Genomic DNA, 17,082 nt, shown 5'->3' on the forward strand with positions numbered 1-17,082 from the left:
CCCGACACCACATACCGCACTAATGCGTGAATTTGTTGAAAATCGGTCCCTAAAGGACTTTAACAAGGAATAAAAATCGCCATGTTACTACCCTGGCTAATATTAATTCCCTTCATCGGCGGCTTCCTGTGCTGGCAGACTGAACGCTTTGGCGTGAAGATGCCGCGCTGGATCGCGCTGATCACCATGGGATTGACGCTCGCGCTTGGCCTGCAACTGTGGTTGCAGGGTGGCTATTCTCTGACCCAGTCTGCGGGCATTCCGCAGTGGCAGTCAGAGTTCATCCTGCCGTGGATCCCGCGCTTCGGCATTACGATCCACCTGGCTATCGACGGTCTGTCGCTGCTGATGGTGGTGCTGACCGGCCTGCTCGGCGTTCTGGCGGTGCTTTGCTCCTGGCGAGAAATCGAAAAATACCAGGGCTTCTTCCACCTGAACCTGATGTGGATCCTGGGCGGCGTGATCGGCGTGTTCCTTGCCATCGACATGTTCCTGTTCTTCTTCTTCTGGGAGATGATGCTGGTGCCGATGTACTTCCTGATCGCGCTGTGGGGCCATAAGGCGTCCGACGGTAAAACGCGCATCACGGCGGCAACCAAGTTCTTCATCTACACCCAGGCGAGCGGTCTGGTGATGCTGATTGCGATTCTGGCGCTGGTGTTCGTACACCACAACGCCACGGGCGTCTGGACCTTCAACTACGAAGACCTGCTGAACACCCCGATGTCGCACGGCGTTGAATACCTGCTGATGCTCGGCTTCTTCATCGCCTTTGCGGTGAAAATGCCGGTGGTTCCGCTGCACGGCTGGCTGCCGGACGCGCACTCTCAGGCGCCAACGGCGGGTTCCGTTGACCTGGCGGGCATCCTGCTGAAAACCGCGGCCTACGGCCTGCTGCGCTTCGCGCTGCCGCTGTTCCCGAACGCGTCCGCAGAGTTTGCGCCGATTGCCATGTGGCTGGGCGTGATCGGTATCTTCTACGGCGCGTGGATGGCCTTCACGCAGTACGACATCAAGCGTCTGATTGCCTACACCTCCGTTTCCCACATGGGCTTCGTGCTGATTGCTATCTACACCGGCAGCCAGCTGGCGTACCAGGGCGCGGTGATCCAGATGATTGCACACGGCCTGTCCGCTGCCGGTCTCTTCATCCTGTGCGGCCAGCTGTACGAGCGTCTGCACACCCGCGACATGCGCATGATGGGCGGCCTGTGGGGCAAGATGAAATGGCTGCCAGCGCTCTCCATGTTCTTCGCAGTGGCGACGCTGGGTATGCCGGGTACCGGTAACTTCGTCGGCGAATTTATGATTCTGTTCGGCAGCTTCAAAGTGGTTCCGATGATTACCGTCATCTCCACCTTTGGCCTGGTGTTCGCCTCCGTCTACTCGCTGGCGATGCTGCATCGCGCCTACTTCGGTAAAGCGAAGAGCGAAATTGCTGCACAAGAACTGCCGGGGATGTCGCTGCGCGAGCTGTTCATCATCCTGCTGCTGGTCGTACTGCTGGTGCTGCTGGGCTTCTATCCGCAGCCGATTCTGGATACCTCGCATTCCGCGATGGGTAACATCCAGCAGTGGTTTGTTAATTCTGCTTCTACTACAAGGCCGTAATTCGCCATGACAATAACTCCACAACAACTGATCGCGCTGCTACCGCTGCTGATCGTCGGATTGACGGTGGTGGTTGTGATGCTCTCCATTGCGTGGCGACGCAATCACTTCCTGAATGCGACCCTGTCCGTTTTGGGTCTGAACGCTGCGCTGGTGTCCCTCTGGTTTGTTGGCCAGGCGGGCGCGATGGACGTCACCCCGCTGATGCGCGTTGACGGCTATGCCATGCTGTATACCGGTCTGGTTCTGCTGGCGAGCCTGGCAACCTGCACCTTTGCGTACCCGTGGCTTGAAGGCTACAACGACAACAAAGAAGAGTTTTACCTGCTGGTACTGATTGCCGCGCTGGGCGGCATTCTGCTGGCGAATGCGAACCATCTGGCCGCGCTGTTCCTCGGCATTGAGCTTATCTCTCTGCCGCTGTTCGGCCTGATTGGCTACGCCTTCCGTCAGAAGCGCTCTCTGGAAGCGGCCATCAAGTACACCATTCTGTCCGCCGCCGCGTCGTCGTTCCTGCTGTTCGGTATCGCGCTGCTGTACGCGCAGACGGGTAACCTGTCGTTCCTGGCCATTGGCAAGAGCCTCGGCGATGGCATGCTGCACGAGCCGCTGCTGCTGGCGGGTCTGGGCATGATGATTGTGGGCCTCGGCTTCAAGCTCTCTCTGGTGCCGTTCCACCTGTGGACGCCAGACGTATACCAGGGCGCGCCTGCGCCGGTCTCTACCTTCCTGGCGACGGCGAGTAAAATCGCCATCTTCGGCGTGGTGATGCGTCTGTTCCTGTACGCGCCGGTGGGCGATAGCGAAGCGGTTCGCGTGGTGCTGGGCATCATCGCGTTCGTCTCCATCATCTTCGGTAACCTGATGGCGCTGAGCCAGACCAACATCAAGCGTCTGCTGGGCTACTCGTCCGTTTCCCATCTGGGCTACCTGCTGGTGGCGCTGATTGCGCTGCAGAGCGGTGAAATGTCGATGGAAGCCGTAGGCGTCTATCTGGCCGGTTACCTGTTCAGCAGCCTCGGCGCGTTCGGCGTGGTGAGCCTGATGTCCAGCCCGTACCGTGGCCCGGACGCAGACTCGCTGTTCTCCTACCGCGGCCTGTTCTGGCACCGTCCGATTCTGTCTGCGGTGATGACCGTGATGATGCTCTCTCTGGCGGGTATCCCGATGACGCTGGGCTTTATCGGTAAGTTCTACGTGCTGGCCGTCGGTGTGCACGCGGGCCTGTGGTGGCTGACCGCCGGTGTGGTGATCGGCTCCGCGATTGGTCTGTACTACTACCTGCGCGTTGCCGTGAGCCTGTACCTGAGCGCGCCTCAGCAGCTCAACCGCGATGCGCCGTCCAACTGGCAGTACAGCGCGGGCGGTATCGTGGTGCTGATCTCCGCGCTGCTGGTGCTGATCTTCGGTATCTATCCGCAGCCGCTGATTGATATCGTGCAGCGAGCGATGCCGCTGATGTAAAAATAAAAAACCCGCCTCGGCGGGTTTTTTTTGTTTTCTCCCTCTCCCCGTGGGAGAGGGCCGGGGTGAGGGCACCAGCCCGCACAAACCTAGGCCAGCTGCTTCCTGCTAATTAACGGCCCGTCAATCCTCTTCATCGAACGGTCCAGCACCTCTCCAATCACCGACGACAGCTCGTTCAGCTCAAACTTCGCCACGTAGCCGTCGGCCTTCACCTTGCGAATATGGTCTTCGTTGGCGTTGCCGGAAAGGGAAGAGTGGATCACCACCGGAATATCCTTCAGCACCGGGTCAGACTTAATCTTGCGCGTCAGCGTAAAACCGTCCATCTCCGGCATTTCGAGGTCGGTCAGCACCAGCGCGATTTTATCGGTAATCGGCACCCCTTCCGCCTGCGCCTGCGCGGCCAGCACGCCAATTTTTTCCCACGCGTCTTTGCCGGTGATGTGCAGCTGCGCCGGAATAGACATCGCTTCCAGGCCTTTCTCCAGCATCGAGCGCGCGACTTTAGAATCTTCCGCCACGATGGCGACCGCGCCCGGCTTGATGTTGAACTGGGTGGTTTGCAGATTCGTGGCGTGCAGATCGTGGTTCGCCGGGGTGATGTCATACAGGATCTGCTCGACGTCCAGCACCATCGCCAGATCGTTGGTATCGGTCTTTTCGTCCAGACAGGCGATGCTGGTGATGTAGCGCCCGCTGACCGCCGTCTCCGCCGCGTGAACCTGCTTCCAGTCCAGACGCATGATGTTCTCAACGGATTCCACGGCGAACGCCTGTACGCTGCGCGCGTATTCGGTGATCAGCAGAATGTTCAGCCCGGTCGTCGGTTTGCATCCGGCGACGGCGGCGAGGTCAATCACCGGGATCACCTGGTCGCGAATGTTCACCATGCCCATCAGCGGAGACTTCATGCCCGCAGGCTTCGTGAACTCCGGCATCGGTACGATCTCGCGCAGCTTAAACACGTTAATGCCAAACAGCTCGGATTTGTTTTCGTTCAACGAGGTGCCGAGACGGAACAGCAACAGCTCAAAACGGTTCGACAGGGTCAGATTCGCCCTGTCATCAATATCTTTCTGGAAATTATCCATTCTACCCTCAAGTGAAATGCTGCCCTTTTAATCGTTATCGGCATTCCGGGGGAAAAATGAAGGGCTAAACGCTGACCTGGGTAAAATCTTCAGCCAGCATGCAGTTGTCGAACACCGCCCGGCACTCCGCCAGCAGGCTTTCGCCGCCCCGCGCGTCGTAGCGCGAGCTCACGTGAGTCACGATCAATTTCCCCACGCCCGCGTCGCGCGCCAGCTGCGCGGCCTGATGGGTTGAGCTGTGCCCGCGGCCGTTGGCCTTCTCCTCCATTGCTGCTTCGAGCGTGGCTTCATGCACCGCCACGTCCACGCCCTGCGCGAGCAGCAGGGCCGACGGGCAGGGGGCGGTATCGCCAAAAATAGCCAGCTTTTTGCCCGCCTGCGGTGGGGAAAGATAGTCTCGCCCGTTGACGACGCGCCCGTCCTCCAGCGTCACGGTCTCGCCCTGCTTGAGGCGCTGGAACAGCGGCCCCGGCCTGACGCCGTCGGCGATAAGCGCAGCGGCGTCGAGCGCGCCGGGTCGGTCATGCTCTTCGATACGGTAGCCGTAGCACTCAACGAGATGATTGAGCTGCCGGGCGGTCACCCTGTAGCACTCGTCCTCAAAGACCAGGCCTTCGCCAATCTCCACCACCTCGAGCGGGTAATCGGTCCACGAGCCGCTGAGGCGCAGCGTGGTTTCAACAAATTCCGCGATGCCCTGCGGACCGTAGATCGTCAGCGGATGCGCAATCCCTGCCATCGAGCGGCTGCACAGCAGGCCCGGCAGGCCGAACAGGTGATCGCCGTGCAGATGGGTAATAAATATTTTATCCAGCTTGCCGGGATGCCAGGCGGTGCGCAGCAGCTGGTGCTGCGTGCCCTCGCCGCAGTCGAACAGCCACAGGCCTGCCCGCGTCGGATGCTGTAAATCCAGCAGCATGGCGGTCACGTTGCGCGAGCGGGTTGGCACGCCGGCGGACGTCCCCAGAAAAATCAGTTCCATAATGCAATCAGCCCTTTGCCGAACAGGAAGGTGTTTAGTATAACGTGGTGAACCCCAGGAAGGAGACCGACATGATCGAGTGGCAAAATTTACACCATAGCGAGCTGACCGTACCGTCCCTTTACGCGCTCCTCAGGCTGCGCTGCGAGGTGTTTGTCGTTGAGCAAACCTGCCCGTATCAGGACATCGACGGCGACGATCTGGTCGGTGATAACCGCCATATCCTCGGCTGGAAAGATGGCGAGCTGGTGGCGTATGCGAGGATTCTGAAAAGCGACAGCGACGTCGAGCCCGTGGTCATTGGCCGCGTAATTATCAGCGGCAGGGCGCGCGGCGAAAAGCTGGGCTATCAGCTGATGGAGAAAACGCTGGAAGCCTGCGAAAAACAGTGGCCGGACAAGGCGTTATACCTCGGCGCGCAGGCGCATCTGCAGGGTTTTTACGCCCACTTTGGCTTTAGCCCGGTAACGGACGTTTACGACGAAGACGGCATTCCGCACGTGGGCATGGCGCGGGAAGCGAAGCAGGCGTAAACCGCTGTCGTTGTCTATAGTTAGCGAACTGGTAAACAATCATGGAGAAAAATATGTCATTTCAATCATGGGATACCCGCATCGATGACGACCTGGCGCTGCTGAGCGAAACGCTGGAAGAGGTGCTGCGTTCCTCCGGCGATCCTGCCGACCAAAAATACATTGAGCTGAAAGCGCGCGCAGAAAATGCGCTGCACGAGGTGAAAAACCGCGTCAGCCACGCGTCCGACAACTACTACTATCGCGCCAAAAAAGCAGTGTATCGCGCCGATGACTACGTGCATGAAAAACCGTGGCAGGGCATTGGCGCCGGAGCCGCCGTCGGTCTGGTGTTAGGGTTGCTGCTGGCCCGCCGCTAGGCGATGGCGCAAGGTTAACCACTCCCTATACGTGGGTACTGCTTTTTATGGTCAGTACCCCGTATAATGCGAGGTTTTACAGGGAGAGGTCCGCGTGCTTTCGATGTCCATCGCGCTGGAACGCCTGCGCAGCCAGCTTGCGCAAGCGTTGCCCGCTTTACCCGGTTTGCATCATTTCGATGTCTCTTTCCCGTTAAACGACGCCTTCGACCCGCTGGCCTGGCTCGGCTCACAGGCCTGCTACCCGCAGTTTTACTGGCAGCAGCGCAATGGCGATGAAGAACTTGCCGGGCTCGGTGCCGTCGCGCACTTCGGCTCCCTGGCCGACGCCTCCCGTTTTCTGCACTCCCACGACGCGCCTGACAGCACCCGCATCTGCGGGCTTAACGCGTTTAATCCTGAACAGGGCAATCTTTTCCTGCCGCGCCTGCTGTGGCAGCGCACGGCAGGCGTCGCCACGCTGCGCCTGCAGCTGTGGAGCGACACCTCCCTGCAGGACGACGCGCGCCGCGCGCTGGCATTCCTGGCGCAGCTTCTCGACGCCAGGCCTGTTCCTGCGCTGTCGGTGCAGGTGCAGCGCGAAACGCATCTGCCGCAGCGCCCTGAATGGCTCGACCTGATACGCCGGGCCACGGACGCCATTGCCCAGGGCGATTTTGAAAAGGTCGTGCTGGCCCGCGCCACCGATCTGCACTTCAATCATCCGATAAATGCCGTCTCGCTGATGGCGGCCAGCCGCGCGCTGAACGTTAACTGCTATCATTTCTGCATGGCGTTTGACGCCGGAAACGCGTTTTTAGGCTCCACGCCGGAGCGCCTGTGGCGCAGGCGCGGCACGCTGCTGCGCACTGAAGCGCTGGCGGGCACCGTCGCCAGCCACAGCGACGATAGCCAGGCCCAGCGCCTCGGCGACTGGCTAATGAACGATGATAAAAACCAGCGGGAAAACATGCTGGTGGTAGAGGATATCTGCCAGCGCCTGCAGCAGCATACCCGGACGCTGGAAGTGCTGCCCGCGCAGGTGATGCGCCTGCGCAAGGTGCAGCATTTGCGCCGCTGCATCTGGACCGAGCTCCGGCAGCCCGACGACGAGCTGTGCCTGCACATGCTGCAGCCGACCGCGGCGGTCGCGGGCCTGCCGCGCCAGCCCGCGCGGGAATTTATCCAGCGCCACGAACCGTTCGATCGGGAGTGGTACGCCGGATCGGCCGGGTACCTGTCGCGCCAACAAAGCGAGTTCTGCGTGGCCCTGCGCTCGGCGCGCGTGCGCGACGCGGCGCTGCGCCTGTATGCGGGGGCGGGGATCGTGAGCGGTTCCGACCCCGAACAGGAGTGGCAGGAGATCGAAAATAAAGCCGCGGGCCTGCGTTCATTGCTCCTTAGGGATTAATACTGAATCGCGCATTCCCGATTCATATCAAAATACCCATTTTTTCTATTATTTATACTGTGTCGTATTCTTGATACTGGACAATCTCATGTCAGTAAGTTCGTTTAACCGACGCTGGGCGACGGTGATCCTTGAAGCCCTGACCCGCCATGGCGTCAGGCACGTGTGCATTGCGCCGGGCTCTCGCTCCACGCCACTCACCCTGGCGGCGGCGGAGAACAAGGCATTTATTCACCACACCCATTTTGACGAGCGCGGCCTCGGCCATCTGGCTCTCGGGCTGGCAAAGGTCAGCAGAGCGCCGGTGGCGGTGATTGTCACCTCCGGCACGGCGGTGGCGAACCTGTATCCCGCGATCATCGAAGCCGGATTAACCGGCGAAAAGCTGATCCTGCTCACCGCCGATCGCCCGCCCGAACTGATTGACTGCGGCGCCAACCAGGCGATTCGCCAGCCGGGCATCTTCGCGACGCACCCCTCAGAGACCGTTTCGCTTCCGCGCCCGACGCAGGACATTCCCGCAAGCTGGCTTGTTTCGACGCTCGATCACGCTATGGGATCGCTGCGCAGCGGCGCGCTGCACGTTAACTGCCCGTTTGCCGAGCCGCTGTATGGCGAGATGGACGACACCGGGCTGGCGTGGCAGAACGCCCTCGGCGACTGGTGGCAGAGCGAAAAGCCGTGGCTGCGCGAACACACGCATCTTGAAAGCGCGAAGCAGCGCGACTGGTTCTTCTGGCGTCAAAAGCGCGGCGTGGTGATTGCCGGGCGCATGAGCGCCGCGGAGGGCAGGCTGGCCGCGGAGTGGGCGAAAACGCTGGGCTGGCCGCTGATTGGCGACGTGCTTTCACAGACCGGCCAACCGCTGCCGTGCGCCGACCTCTGGCTGGGGAACGCGAAGGCGGTAACGGAACTCGCGCAGGCGCAGATTGTGGTCCAGCTTGGCTCAAGCCTCACCGGCAAGCGTCTGCTCCAGTGGCAGGCGACCTGCGCGCCGGAGGAGTACTGGCTGGTCGATCCGCTGGAAGGACGGCTCGACCCGGCGCACCATCGCGGCCGCCGCCTGGTCAGCAACATCGAAAGCTGGCTTGAGCTGCATCCGGCTGAAAAACGCAGCCCGTGGGCGGTCGACGTGCCTGAACTTTCTCGCCAGGCGTGGGAGCTGACCAAAGCACACTGCGACGGCTTCGGCGAGGCGGAGCTGGCGCACCGCATTCGTCACTACCTGCCGGAGCAGGGACAGCTGTTCGTCGGCAACAGCCTGGTGGTTCGCCTGATTGACGCCTTCTCGAAGCTGCCTGCCGGCTATCCGGTGTACAGCAACCGCGGCGCGAGCGGCATTGACGGGCTCCTCTCTACCGCGGCGGGCGTTCAGCGCGGCAGCGCGAAATCGACGCTGGCGATCGTGGGCGACCTCTCCGCCCTGTACGACCTCAACGCGCTGGCGCTGCTGCGCCAGGTTTCGGCACCGTTTGTGCTGATCGTGGTGAATAACAATGGCGGGCAGATTTTCTCCCTGCTGCCGACGCCGCAAAGCGAGCGCGAGCGCTTCTACCTGATGCCGCAGAACGTGCAGTTCGAGCACGCGGCGGCGATGTTTAACCTGAAGTATCACCGCCCGGAAAGCTGGGACGACCTGGACGCCGCCATGGCCAGCGCCTGGCGTCAGCCCGGCGCCACGCTGATCGAACTGGTGGTGAACGAGGCCGACGGCGCGCAGACCCTGCAAAACCTGCTGGCGCAGGTGAGCCACCTGTGATCCTCGGGGGCGTGCAGCAGCGCGGAAAGCCGGGCTACCCCTGGCTGGTTTTTCTGCACGGCTTTTCCGGCGACTGCCGCGAATGGCAGACGGTTGGGGCGTCGCTGAGCGATTATCCCCGGCTGTATCTCGACCTGCCGGGGCACGGTGCCTCTGCGGGGATTAGCGCAAGCGGGTTCGATGCGGTGAGCGATCTGCTTGCCAGAACCCTGCTTATTTACAACATACTTAACTATTGGCTGGTGGGGTACTCCCTCGGCGGCCGCATAGCTATGGTTCACGCCTGCCAGCGCCCGATGGGGCTGTGCGGTTGGGTTGTTGAAGGCGGTCATCCCGGCCTGACGGATGAGGCTTCGCGTCAGGCTCGCCTGGCCTCTGACCGCCGCTGGGCAGCGCGCTTTCGCACCGAACCGCTGGCCGACGTTTTCGCCGACTGGTACCAGCAGCCGGTTTTCGCCTCGCTCACCGAGGCCCAGCGCCGGGAGCTGATTGCCCTGCGCAGCCTGAACAGCGGCGCGCATCTGGCCGATATGCTGGAAGCGACGTCGCTCGGCGCTCAGCCCGATTTACGCCCCGCGCTGTGGGGGCGGGACTTCGATTATTTGTACGGTGAGCGTGACGAAAAGTTTGCGGCAATCGCCGCGGAGCTGAACGCCACTCGCCATGTTATTCCTCACGCCGGACACAACGCCCATCGGGAAAACCCCGAAGCGGTCGCGTCCTGTCTGGCTCAGATACTGCGTCTTCGAATAAAGGACACTCTATGATCTATCCTGATGAACACATGCTTTACGCCCCGGTTGAATGGCAAGACTGCTCCGAAGGCTACACCGATATTCGCTATCACAAATCTGCCGACGGCATTGCCAAAATCACCATTAACCGTCCGCAGGTGCGCAACGCGTTCCGTCCGCTGACCGTGAAGGAGATGATCCAGGCGCTGGCGGACGCGCGCTACGACGACAATATCGGCGTCATCGTCCTGACCGGCGAAGGCGATAAGGCGTTCTGCTCCGGCGGCGACCAGAAGGTGCGCGGCGACTACGGCGGATACCAGGACGATGCCGGTACGCATCACCTGAACGTGCTCGACTTCCAGCGCCAGATCCGCACCTGTCCAAAACCGGTTGTGGCGATGGTGGCAGGCTACTCCATCGGCGGCGGCCACGTGCTGCACATGATGTGCGACCTGACCATCGCAGCGGAAAACGCCATCTTCGGCCAGACCGGGCCGAAAGTCGGCTCCTTCGACGGCGGCTGGGGTGCGTCCTACATGGCGCGCATCGTCGGGCAGAAAAAAGCCCGCGAAATCTGGTTCCTGTGCCGCCAGTACAACGCTCAGGAAGCGCTGGACATGGGCCTGGTCAACACCGTGGTGCCGATTGCCGATCTTGAAAAAGAGACCGTGCGCTGGTGCCGCGAAATGCTGCAAAACAGCCCAATGGCGCTGCGCTGCCTGAAGGCGGCCCTGAACGCGGACTGCGACGGCCAGGCAGGCCTGCAGGAGCTGGCGGGTAACGCCACCATGCTGTTCTACATGACCGAAGAGGGTCAGGAAGGGCGCAACGCGTTCAACGAAAAGCGCCAGCCGGACTTCAGCAAATACAAGCGTAACCCGTAATGCGTCGCGCGCAGGTTTACCGCTGGCAGATACCGATGGACGCGGGCGTGGTGCTGCGCGATCGGCGGTTAAAAACCCGTGACGGACTCTTTGTCCATCTTCAGGTGGGCGAGCGGGAAGGCTGGGGCGAGGTTTCGCCCCTTCCGGGCTTCAGCCTGGAGTCGCTGGATGACGCTCAGGCGGCGCTGCTCGCCTGGGCGAGCGCGTGGCGAGAGGGTGTTAATCCAGCGCTGCCGGGCCTGCCTTCCACTGCCTTCGGCATCAGCTGCGCGCTGGCGGAGCTGGACGGTACGCTGCCTGATGCGGCGAACTATCGCGCCGCGCCGCTCTGCACGGGCGATCCGGACGAGCTGTTTGCGCTGCTTTCCGCCATGCCCGGCGAGAAGGTGGCGAAAATCAAGGTCGGCCTCTACGAAGCCGTTCGCGACGGCATGGTGGCTAACCTGCTGCTCGAAGCCATTCCGGACCTGCGCCTGCGCCTGGACGCGAACCGCGCCTGGACGCCGCTCAAGGCGCAGCAGTTCGCGAAATACGTCATTCCCGCGTACCGCAGCCGCATCGCGTTTCTCGAAGAGCCGTGCAAAACGCGCGAAGCGTCCCGCGCCTTTGCCCGCGAAACGGGGATTGCGATTGCCTGGGATGAAAGCCTGCGCGAGGCCGACTTTGAGTTTGTCGCCGAGCCGGGCGTGAGCGCGGTGGTCATCAAGCCGACCCTCACCGGCAGCCTTCAGAAGGTGCGCGAGCAGGTTGCCGCTGCGCACGCGCTGGGGATGACGGCGGTGATCAGCTCGTCTATCGAATCCAGCCTCGGGCTCACGCAGCTGGCGCGCGTCGCCGCGTGGCTCACGCCGGATACCGTTCCGGGCCTCGACACGCTGAGCCTGATGCAGGCGCAGCTGGTTCGCCGCTGGCCTGAGAGCGCGCTCCCCTGTCTTAACGCCGAGGCGCTGGAGCCGCTGCTATGAGCTTTACCGACTGGCCCTGGCGGCACTGGCGCGCGCGGCGGGCGGAGAAACCCGCGCTGCGGCTAGGCGATGAAACGCTCACCTGGCAGCAGTTGTGCGAGCGGATTGACGGCCTCGCACGCGGCTTTCACCAGCAGGGCGTGAGGGAGGGCGACGGCGTGATGCTGCTCGCCCACAACCATCCGCGCGCGCTGCTGGCGTGGCTGGCGCTGCTCCAGTGCGGGGCGCGCATTCTTCCGGTAAACCCGCAGCTTCCGCGCCCGCTGCTGGACGTGCTGCTCCCGCAGATGACGCTGCGCTTTGCGCTGGTGCTGGACGGCGCGTTCGACGGGCTTGCGGCGCTGTCGCTGAGCGCGGCCTCCGGCGCGCACGGCGCGGAGTGGAACCCCGATCGCCTCGCCTCCATGACGTTAACCTCCGGCTCCACCGGCCTGCCCAAGGCGGCGGTGCATACCTGTGCCGCTCACCTTGCCAGCGCAGAGGGCGTGCTGGCGCTGATGCCGTACGGTCCCGATGACGACTGGCTGCTGTCGCTGCCGCTGTTTCACGTCTCCGGCCAGGGCATTTTGTGGCGCTGGCTGCGGGCGGGAGCGCGCTTAACCGTGCGCGAGAAGCAGCCGCTGGAGCAGGCATTGCGCGGCTGTACGCACGCGTCGCTGGTGCCGACGCAGCTCTGGCGCCTGCTGAACGCCGACTGCCCGCTTGCGCTCGGCGCGGTGCTGCTTGGCGGAGCGGCGATTCCCGTCGAATTGACCCTTGCGGCGCGGGAGAAGGGCGTTCGCACGTTCTGCGGCTACGGCCTGACCGAGTTTGCCTCGACGGTGTGCGCCAAAGAGGCGGACGGTGAGGCCGACGTCGGCGCGGCGCTGCCGGGCAGGGAGGTGCGGATCGTGGAAGGCGAAATCTGGCTGAAGGCGAAAAGCATGGCCGCGGGCTACTGGCGGGACGGCGCGCTGCTGCCGCTGGTGAACGCCGAAGGCTGGTTTGCCACCCGCGATCGCGGCGAGCTTCACGGCGGCCGCCTGACGGTGCTCGGACGCATGGACAATCTGTTCTTCAGCGGAGGAGAGGGCATTCAGCCCGAAGCGCTGGAGCGCGTGATTGCCGCGCACCCGCAGATTAGCCAGGTCTTTATCGTTCCGCTGGACGACGCCGAATTTGGCCAGCGCCCGGTGGCGGTGGTGGAATGCGAGCCGGGAGCGGACGTTGCGCGGCTGCCGGAGTGGGTCAAGGATAAGCTGGCGCGCTTTCAGCAGCCGGTGCGCTGGCTGGTGCTGCCCCCGGAATTGAAAACCGGCGGGATTAAAATCTCCCGCCAGGCGTTAAGGCAGTGGGTTAATGCGCAGCTGAAAGGCTAGCTAGCCGATGTCGGGCTGCGCCCTACGCTGGCGGCGACGCAGCAGGCGCAGCACCGGCGGCACCACGATCACCATAATCGCCATTCCCAGCAGCACCTTCGTCACGCCGCTCTGCCACAGAATCGACATATTGCCGTTGCTGATCGAGAGCGCGCGGCGCAGGTTCTGCTCCAGCATTTCCCCCAGCACGAATCCTAAAATCAGCGGCGACATCGGGAAGTGCATCTTGCGCAGGATATAGCCCAGCACGCCGAGCAGCACCATCAGCACCAGGTCGAAGGTGGTGCTGTGAACCGCATACACCCCCACCGCCGAGACCGCCGCAATGGCCGGTACAAGGAACCACAGCGGAATGGTCAGCATGCGGGTAAACAGCCCAATCAGCGGGATGTTCATCACCAGCAGCATCACGTTGGCAATCAGCAGCGCGGCGATCAGGCCCCAGACGATATCCGGCTGCTCGGTGAACATCGCCGGGCCCGGCGTGATGTTGTAGAGCGTCAGCGCGCCCATCATCACCGCCGTGGTGCCGGAACCCGGCACGCCCAGCGTCAGCATCGGAATGAACGAGCCGCAGGCCGACGCGTTATTCGCCGCCTCCGGTGCCGCCACGCCGCGGATATCGCCTTTGCCGAAGCTGTCGCTGTTGCCGCTCAGCTTTTTCTCGGTCATGTAGGTGATGGCGCTGGCGATGGTCGCCCCCGCGCCGGGCAGCACGCCGACGAAGAAGCCAATCACCGACGAGCGCAGGGTCGCGCCCACGCACTGCGCCCCCTCCTTAACGTTAAAGAGCATTCGGCCGGTCTTACGCACCAGCGTCTGCCCGCTGCTGGTATGTTCCAGCATCAGTAGTATTTCTGAGACGGAGAACAGCCCAATCACCACGACGATAAACTGCACGCCGTCGGACAGGTGAACGCTGTCAAAGGTAAAGCGATAAACCCCGGTGTTAGCATCCACGCCGACGGTGGCTAACCCTAAGCCAATCAGCGCGGACAAGAACGACTTCAGCGGGTTTTGCGCCATCATGCTGCCGAGGCAGGCAATGGCGAAAACCATCAGTGCAAAATATTCCGCCGGACCAAACGCCAGCGACCACTCGGCCAGCGCGGGGGCAAACAGGATGATGCCGCCGATCGCGATTAGCGAGCCGAAAAACGAGCTGACGGCAGAAATGGAAAGCGCCACGCCGCCGCGCCCCTGCTGCGCCATCGGGTAGCCGTCCAGCGCGGTCATGATCGCCGCCGCGTCGCCGGGCACGTTGAGCAGGATCGACGAGATGCGCCCGCCGTACTCGCAGCCGATATAGACCGTTGCCAGCAGGATCAGCGCGGACTCCGCGGGCAGGTGCAGGGCGAACGCCAGCGGGAGCAGAATCGCCACGCCGTTGATGGGCCCGAGGCCGGGCAGCAGGCCGACGATCGTGCCGACGAAGCAGCCGATCAGCGCGATGACCAGGTTTTCCGGGGTCATCGCCACGGCGAACCCCTGAGAGAGGTAGATCCAGGTATCCATAGCGAACTCCGTTAGTTAAGCCATGCGCCGAGAGGCAGCGTTACGTCCAGCAGGCGATCGAAGGCGTACCACAGCAAAAGCCCCAGCACCGCGCCCGAGATCCCCGCCGCGGGCAGGGTCGCGTTAAACAGCATGCCGATGACCACGGTCAGAACGGCGGTCGCCACCGGAAAGCCGAGCCACTCGAAGCCCCACGCGTACATCAGGAGAATGATGACCATCACCAGCAGGCGCTGAAGGATGCGCTTCGGCGGCCACTCAACGGTGTCGGGATGGCGCAGCAGCAGGGCGACAGCGCAGAGCAGCATCAGGCCAACAATGCCCATCGGAAAGGGGCGAGGCCCCACGGGTTCGTAGCTGTATTCGCTGTGGATTTGCCAGGCGATGAACAGCCCGCCAATGCACAGCAAAAGCCAGATCCCGGCAAAAATACGATCGCTCATCGTGCCTCCGCTTATTTCGCCAGACCAAAGGCTTTTGCCTGCTCACGGTAATCGCTCACCTGTTTTTTGACGTACTCATCAAGCGGCTTGCCGTTGAGGTTAAATTCAAACAGGCCGCGCAGCTCGCGCTGCTTTTTGAAGTTGTCGGTCTGCTGAAGCTTGGTGAATTCGTCCACCCACCACTGGTATTCCGCGTCGGTCACCTTTGGCCCGACGAAGAAGCCGCGAATAATCGGCCAGACCAGGTTGTAGCCCTGCTCTTTGGCGGTAGGGACGTTCGCCAGCGCGCCCGGCAGGCGTTCATCCGCGAAGACCGCCAGCACGCGAATTTTATCGCCGCTCAGGTACGGCACCATTTCGCTGAGGTCGCCGGAGACCGCCTGAACGTGGTTGCCCATCAGCGCCGTCACCGGCTCGCCGCCGCCCTCAAACGCCACGTAGCGCATCTTGTGCGGATCGACCTTCGCCTGCTGCGCCAGCAGCGCCGCCTTCATCCAGTCCTGGCTGCCGATGGAGGCGCCCGCGCCAATCACCACGCTGTTTGGATCTTTTTCCATCGCGGTCAGCAGGTCCTTCAGGGATTTCCAGGGCGAGTCGGCGCGCACGGCGATCATGCCGTAGTCGGTGCCGACGGTGGCCAGCCAGCGCACGTCGTCCACGCCGTAGCGGCCAAATTTGCCCTGCGAGAGGTTCAGCAGCGAGCCGCCGGAAAAGGCGACCACCGTGCCCGCTTCCGCAGGGCGCTGCGCCACGATGGCGTTATAGGCCACCGCCCCCACGCCGCCGGGCATGTAGGTGACGCGCATCGGTTTTTCGATAGCGCCGGTTTCGAGCAGGCTGACCTGAATCAGCTTGCAGGTAAGGTCGAAGCCGCCGCCCGGCTTGGCGGGGGCGATACATTCGGTGCGCGACGGCGCGTCCTGCGCCAGGGCGGCGGGCGCGCCCATCATCAGTAGGGCTGCAGCAAGGGTAGAGAGTAAAGGCGTTTTCATCGTTGTTCCTCACGCTACGGGTTCAGATCGACAGTCTGATTATGTGAATCACCTTGTAGTGATTCCGTTGCGTGATTGTTAACGCGTCAACCTTTCATTTCCCTTTCAATGCCGGATGAGGTTTACAGGATGTGATGTGCGTCGCTTATCGTCTGGCGAGGCGCGGCTATTTAGCGATCGATTTCACACAGGTGCATCAGGATCGTAGAGAGCAGCAGCGTCTCTTTCGTGCTGGCTATGTCGGCCACGCCCGCTTTTTTATACGCGTCCGGCGTCCAGGAATTGTGCAGTGAAATCAAACCGCACCGGGCGCCGCTGAGGATATGCTCAACATCCTCTTTTGGCTCGGAAAAGTAAAAATCCAGATATCGATAGTAGGCCGTTTCTTTTGCGTTGGTTATCTCAAGAATATTGCCGCTGGTGGCGGCATCAATAATGCGGTGAGCGTTGGCGTACTGCTCATCCTTCAGCAGCGCGTCGACAATACCGTTGCCGACGTAGTCCCACGGCAGCGGCTCGGGAAGCGGCTGCGCCAGGCGTCTGGCGATGCGCTCTGCCCAGTGGGCCAGGAGCGGGTTATTCGGCTCGGGCGAAGACATGACCGCCAGGTGGATACTTTTTTTCTGCGGATAGCCAAAGGCCGAAAACGCATTCGTCGGGAATATGGCGTCGCTAAAAAGATCGCGCGTCATGAGGGTATCGGCATCCATAAAGAGTCCGCCTCGTGAAAGAAGCACCCAAACGGACACCACGTCTGACTGCATGGGCAGCGAGAGCTGATAAAAGGAGGGCGTCAGCAGGCCGGGAGGAAGATACTGATGAATATTTCCGTGGTTAATGATTTCTACGCTGACGCCTGGCGCTTTTAACTGCCAGGTGTGCATGCACATTTTGATATAGGCGGGCATGCCGACAGCGTCGCGATCCACCCAATAAGTATAAATTTTCATCTGAATTATTCCGGGAACGTATGGCGAACAAGAGCGACGGTTTCAC

At 62.0% G+C, this 17,082-nt stretch carries 16 protein-coding genes; 10 read left to right on the plus strand and 6 right to left on the minus strand.

Translation table 11 applies throughout. The features are described 5' to 3' along the window. The first annotated feature begins 81 nt into the window (after nucleotides 1–81). A complete protein-coding gene (gene nuoM / locus AB8804_RS03940; RefSeq protein WP_371183285.1) occupies nucleotides 82–1,611 on the plus strand; it encodes an NADH-quinone oxidoreductase subunit M in 1,530 nt (509 codons plus the stop codon). A gap of 6 nt (nucleotides 1,612–1,617) precedes the next feature. Next, nucleotides 1,618–3,075 carry an NADH-quinone oxidoreductase subunit NuoN gene (gene nuoN, locus AB8804_RS03945; RefSeq protein WP_371183287.1) on the plus strand — a complete coding sequence of 486 codons (1,458 nt, stop codon included), beginning with the start codon at nucleotides 1,618–1,620 and terminating at the stop codon, nucleotides 3,073–3,075. Nucleotides 3,076–3,164: 89 nt separating this feature from the next. Here nuoN and AB8804_RS03950 read toward each other — a convergent pair whose 3' ends face one another. Then, complete coding sequence (locus AB8804_RS03950) at nucleotides 3,165–4,169, minus strand: chemotaxis protein (RefSeq protein WP_371183289.1); 1,005 nt, start codon at nucleotides 4,167–4,169, stop codon at nucleotides 3,165–3,167. 64 nt (nucleotides 4,170–4,233) lie between these two features. Next, nucleotides 4,234–5,151, minus strand: a complete 918-nt coding sequence (gene rnz / locus AB8804_RS03955; RefSeq protein WP_371183290.1) for a ribonuclease Z — start codon at nucleotides 5,149–5,151, stop codon at nucleotides 4,234–4,236. 71 nt (nucleotides 5,152–5,222) lie between these two features. Here rnz and AB8804_RS03960 point away from each other — a divergent pair, with 71 nt between their 5' ends. The 8 genes from AB8804_RS03960 to menE all read left to right on the plus strand — a co-directional run bounded on the left by AB8804_RS03960 (nucleotide 5,223) and on the right by menE (nucleotide 13,136). Continuing rightward, nucleotides 5,223–5,684, plus strand: coding sequence for a GNAT family N-acetyltransferase (locus AB8804_RS03960; RefSeq protein ID WP_371183292.1), 462 nt, complete (start codon nucleotides 5,223–5,225; stop codon nucleotides 5,682–5,684). Between the two features lie 53 nt (nucleotides 5,685–5,737). Beyond that, nucleotides 5,738–6,043, plus strand: a complete 306-nt coding sequence (gene elaB, locus AB8804_RS03965; RefSeq protein ID WP_112010369.1) for a stress response protein ElaB — start codon at nucleotides 5,738–5,740, stop codon at nucleotides 6,041–6,043. Nucleotides 6,044–6,146: 103 nt separating this feature from the next. Further along, complete coding sequence (gene menF, locus AB8804_RS03970) at nucleotides 6,147–7,433, plus strand: isochorismate synthase MenF (protein WP_371183501.1); 1,287 nt, start codon at nucleotides 6,147–6,149, stop codon at nucleotides 7,431–7,433. An 88-nt stretch (nucleotides 7,434–7,521) separates the two neighbouring features. Continuing rightward, nucleotides 7,522–9,192 (plus strand): 2-succinyl-5-enolpyruvyl-6-hydroxy-3-cyclohexene-1-carboxylic-acid synthase, encoded by a 1,671-nt coding sequence (menD, locus tag AB8804_RS03975; protein ID WP_371183295.1) that lies wholly within the window; start codon nucleotides 7,522–7,524, stop codon nucleotides 9,190–9,192. Beyond that, the gene (gene menH, locus AB8804_RS03980; protein ID WP_371183297.1) at nucleotides 9,189–9,959 is read left to right on the plus strand and encodes a 2-succinyl-6-hydroxy-2,4-cyclohexadiene-1-carboxylate synthase; all 771 of its coding nucleotides are present in this window, start codon (nucleotides 9,189–9,191) and stop codon (nucleotides 9,957–9,959) included. The genes menD and menH overlap by 4 nt, the downstream gene beginning before the upstream one ends. Next, complete coding sequence (gene menB, locus AB8804_RS03985; RefSeq protein ID WP_080328564.1) at nucleotides 9,956–10,813, plus strand: 1,4-dihydroxy-2-naphthoyl-CoA synthase; 858 nt, start codon at nucleotides 9,956–9,958, stop codon at nucleotides 10,811–10,813. The genes menH and menB overlap by 4 nt, the downstream gene beginning before the upstream one ends. After that, a complete protein-coding gene (menC, locus tag AB8804_RS03990; protein WP_371183299.1) occupies nucleotides 10,813–11,778 on the plus strand; it encodes an o-succinylbenzoate synthase in 966 nt (321 codons plus the stop codon). The genes menB and menC overlap by 1 nt, the downstream gene beginning before the upstream one ends. Continuing rightward, nucleotides 11,775–13,136 carry an o-succinylbenzoate--CoA ligase gene (gene menE / locus AB8804_RS03995; RefSeq protein ID WP_371183301.1) on the plus strand — a complete coding sequence of 454 codons (1,362 nt, stop codon included), beginning with the start codon at nucleotides 11,775–11,777 and terminating at the stop codon, nucleotides 13,134–13,136. The genes menC and menE overlap by 4 nt, the downstream gene beginning before the upstream one ends. Here the strand turns inward: menE and AB8804_RS04000 are convergent, their stop codons facing one another. The 4 genes from AB8804_RS04000 to AB8804_RS04015 all read right to left on the minus strand — a co-directional run bounded on the left by AB8804_RS04000 (nucleotide 13,137) and on the right by AB8804_RS04015 (nucleotide 17,036). After that, a complete protein-coding gene (locus AB8804_RS04000; RefSeq protein ID WP_371183303.1) occupies nucleotides 13,137–14,651 on the minus strand; it encodes a tripartite tricarboxylate transporter permease in 1,515 nt (504 codons plus the stop codon). A gap of 11 nt (nucleotides 14,652–14,662) precedes the next feature. Then, nucleotides 14,663–15,094, minus strand: a complete 432-nt coding sequence (locus AB8804_RS04005) for a tripartite tricarboxylate transporter TctB family protein (RefSeq protein ID WP_371183305.1) — start codon at nucleotides 15,092–15,094, stop codon at nucleotides 14,663–14,665. An 11-nt stretch (nucleotides 15,095–15,105) separates the two neighbouring features. Then, nucleotides 15,106–16,086, minus strand: a complete 981-nt coding sequence (locus tag AB8804_RS04010) for a Bug family tripartite tricarboxylate transporter substrate binding protein (protein WP_371183307.1) — start codon at nucleotides 16,084–16,086, stop codon at nucleotides 15,106–15,108. Nucleotides 16,087–16,256: 170 nt separating this feature from the next. Beyond that, on the minus strand, nucleotides 16,257–17,036 hold the full coding sequence (locus AB8804_RS04015; RefSeq protein ID WP_371183309.1) for a capsular polysaccharide synthesis protein: 780 nt from the start codon (nucleotides 17,034–17,036) through the stop codon (nucleotides 16,257–16,259). Nucleotides 17,037–17,082: the final 46 nt, after the last annotated feature.

It is taken from the genome of Enterobacter sp. KBR-315C3_2022 (genome assembly GCF_041399425.1).
GTDB lineage: Bacteria > Pseudomonadota > Gammaproteobacteria > Enterobacterales > Enterobacteriaceae > Enterobacter.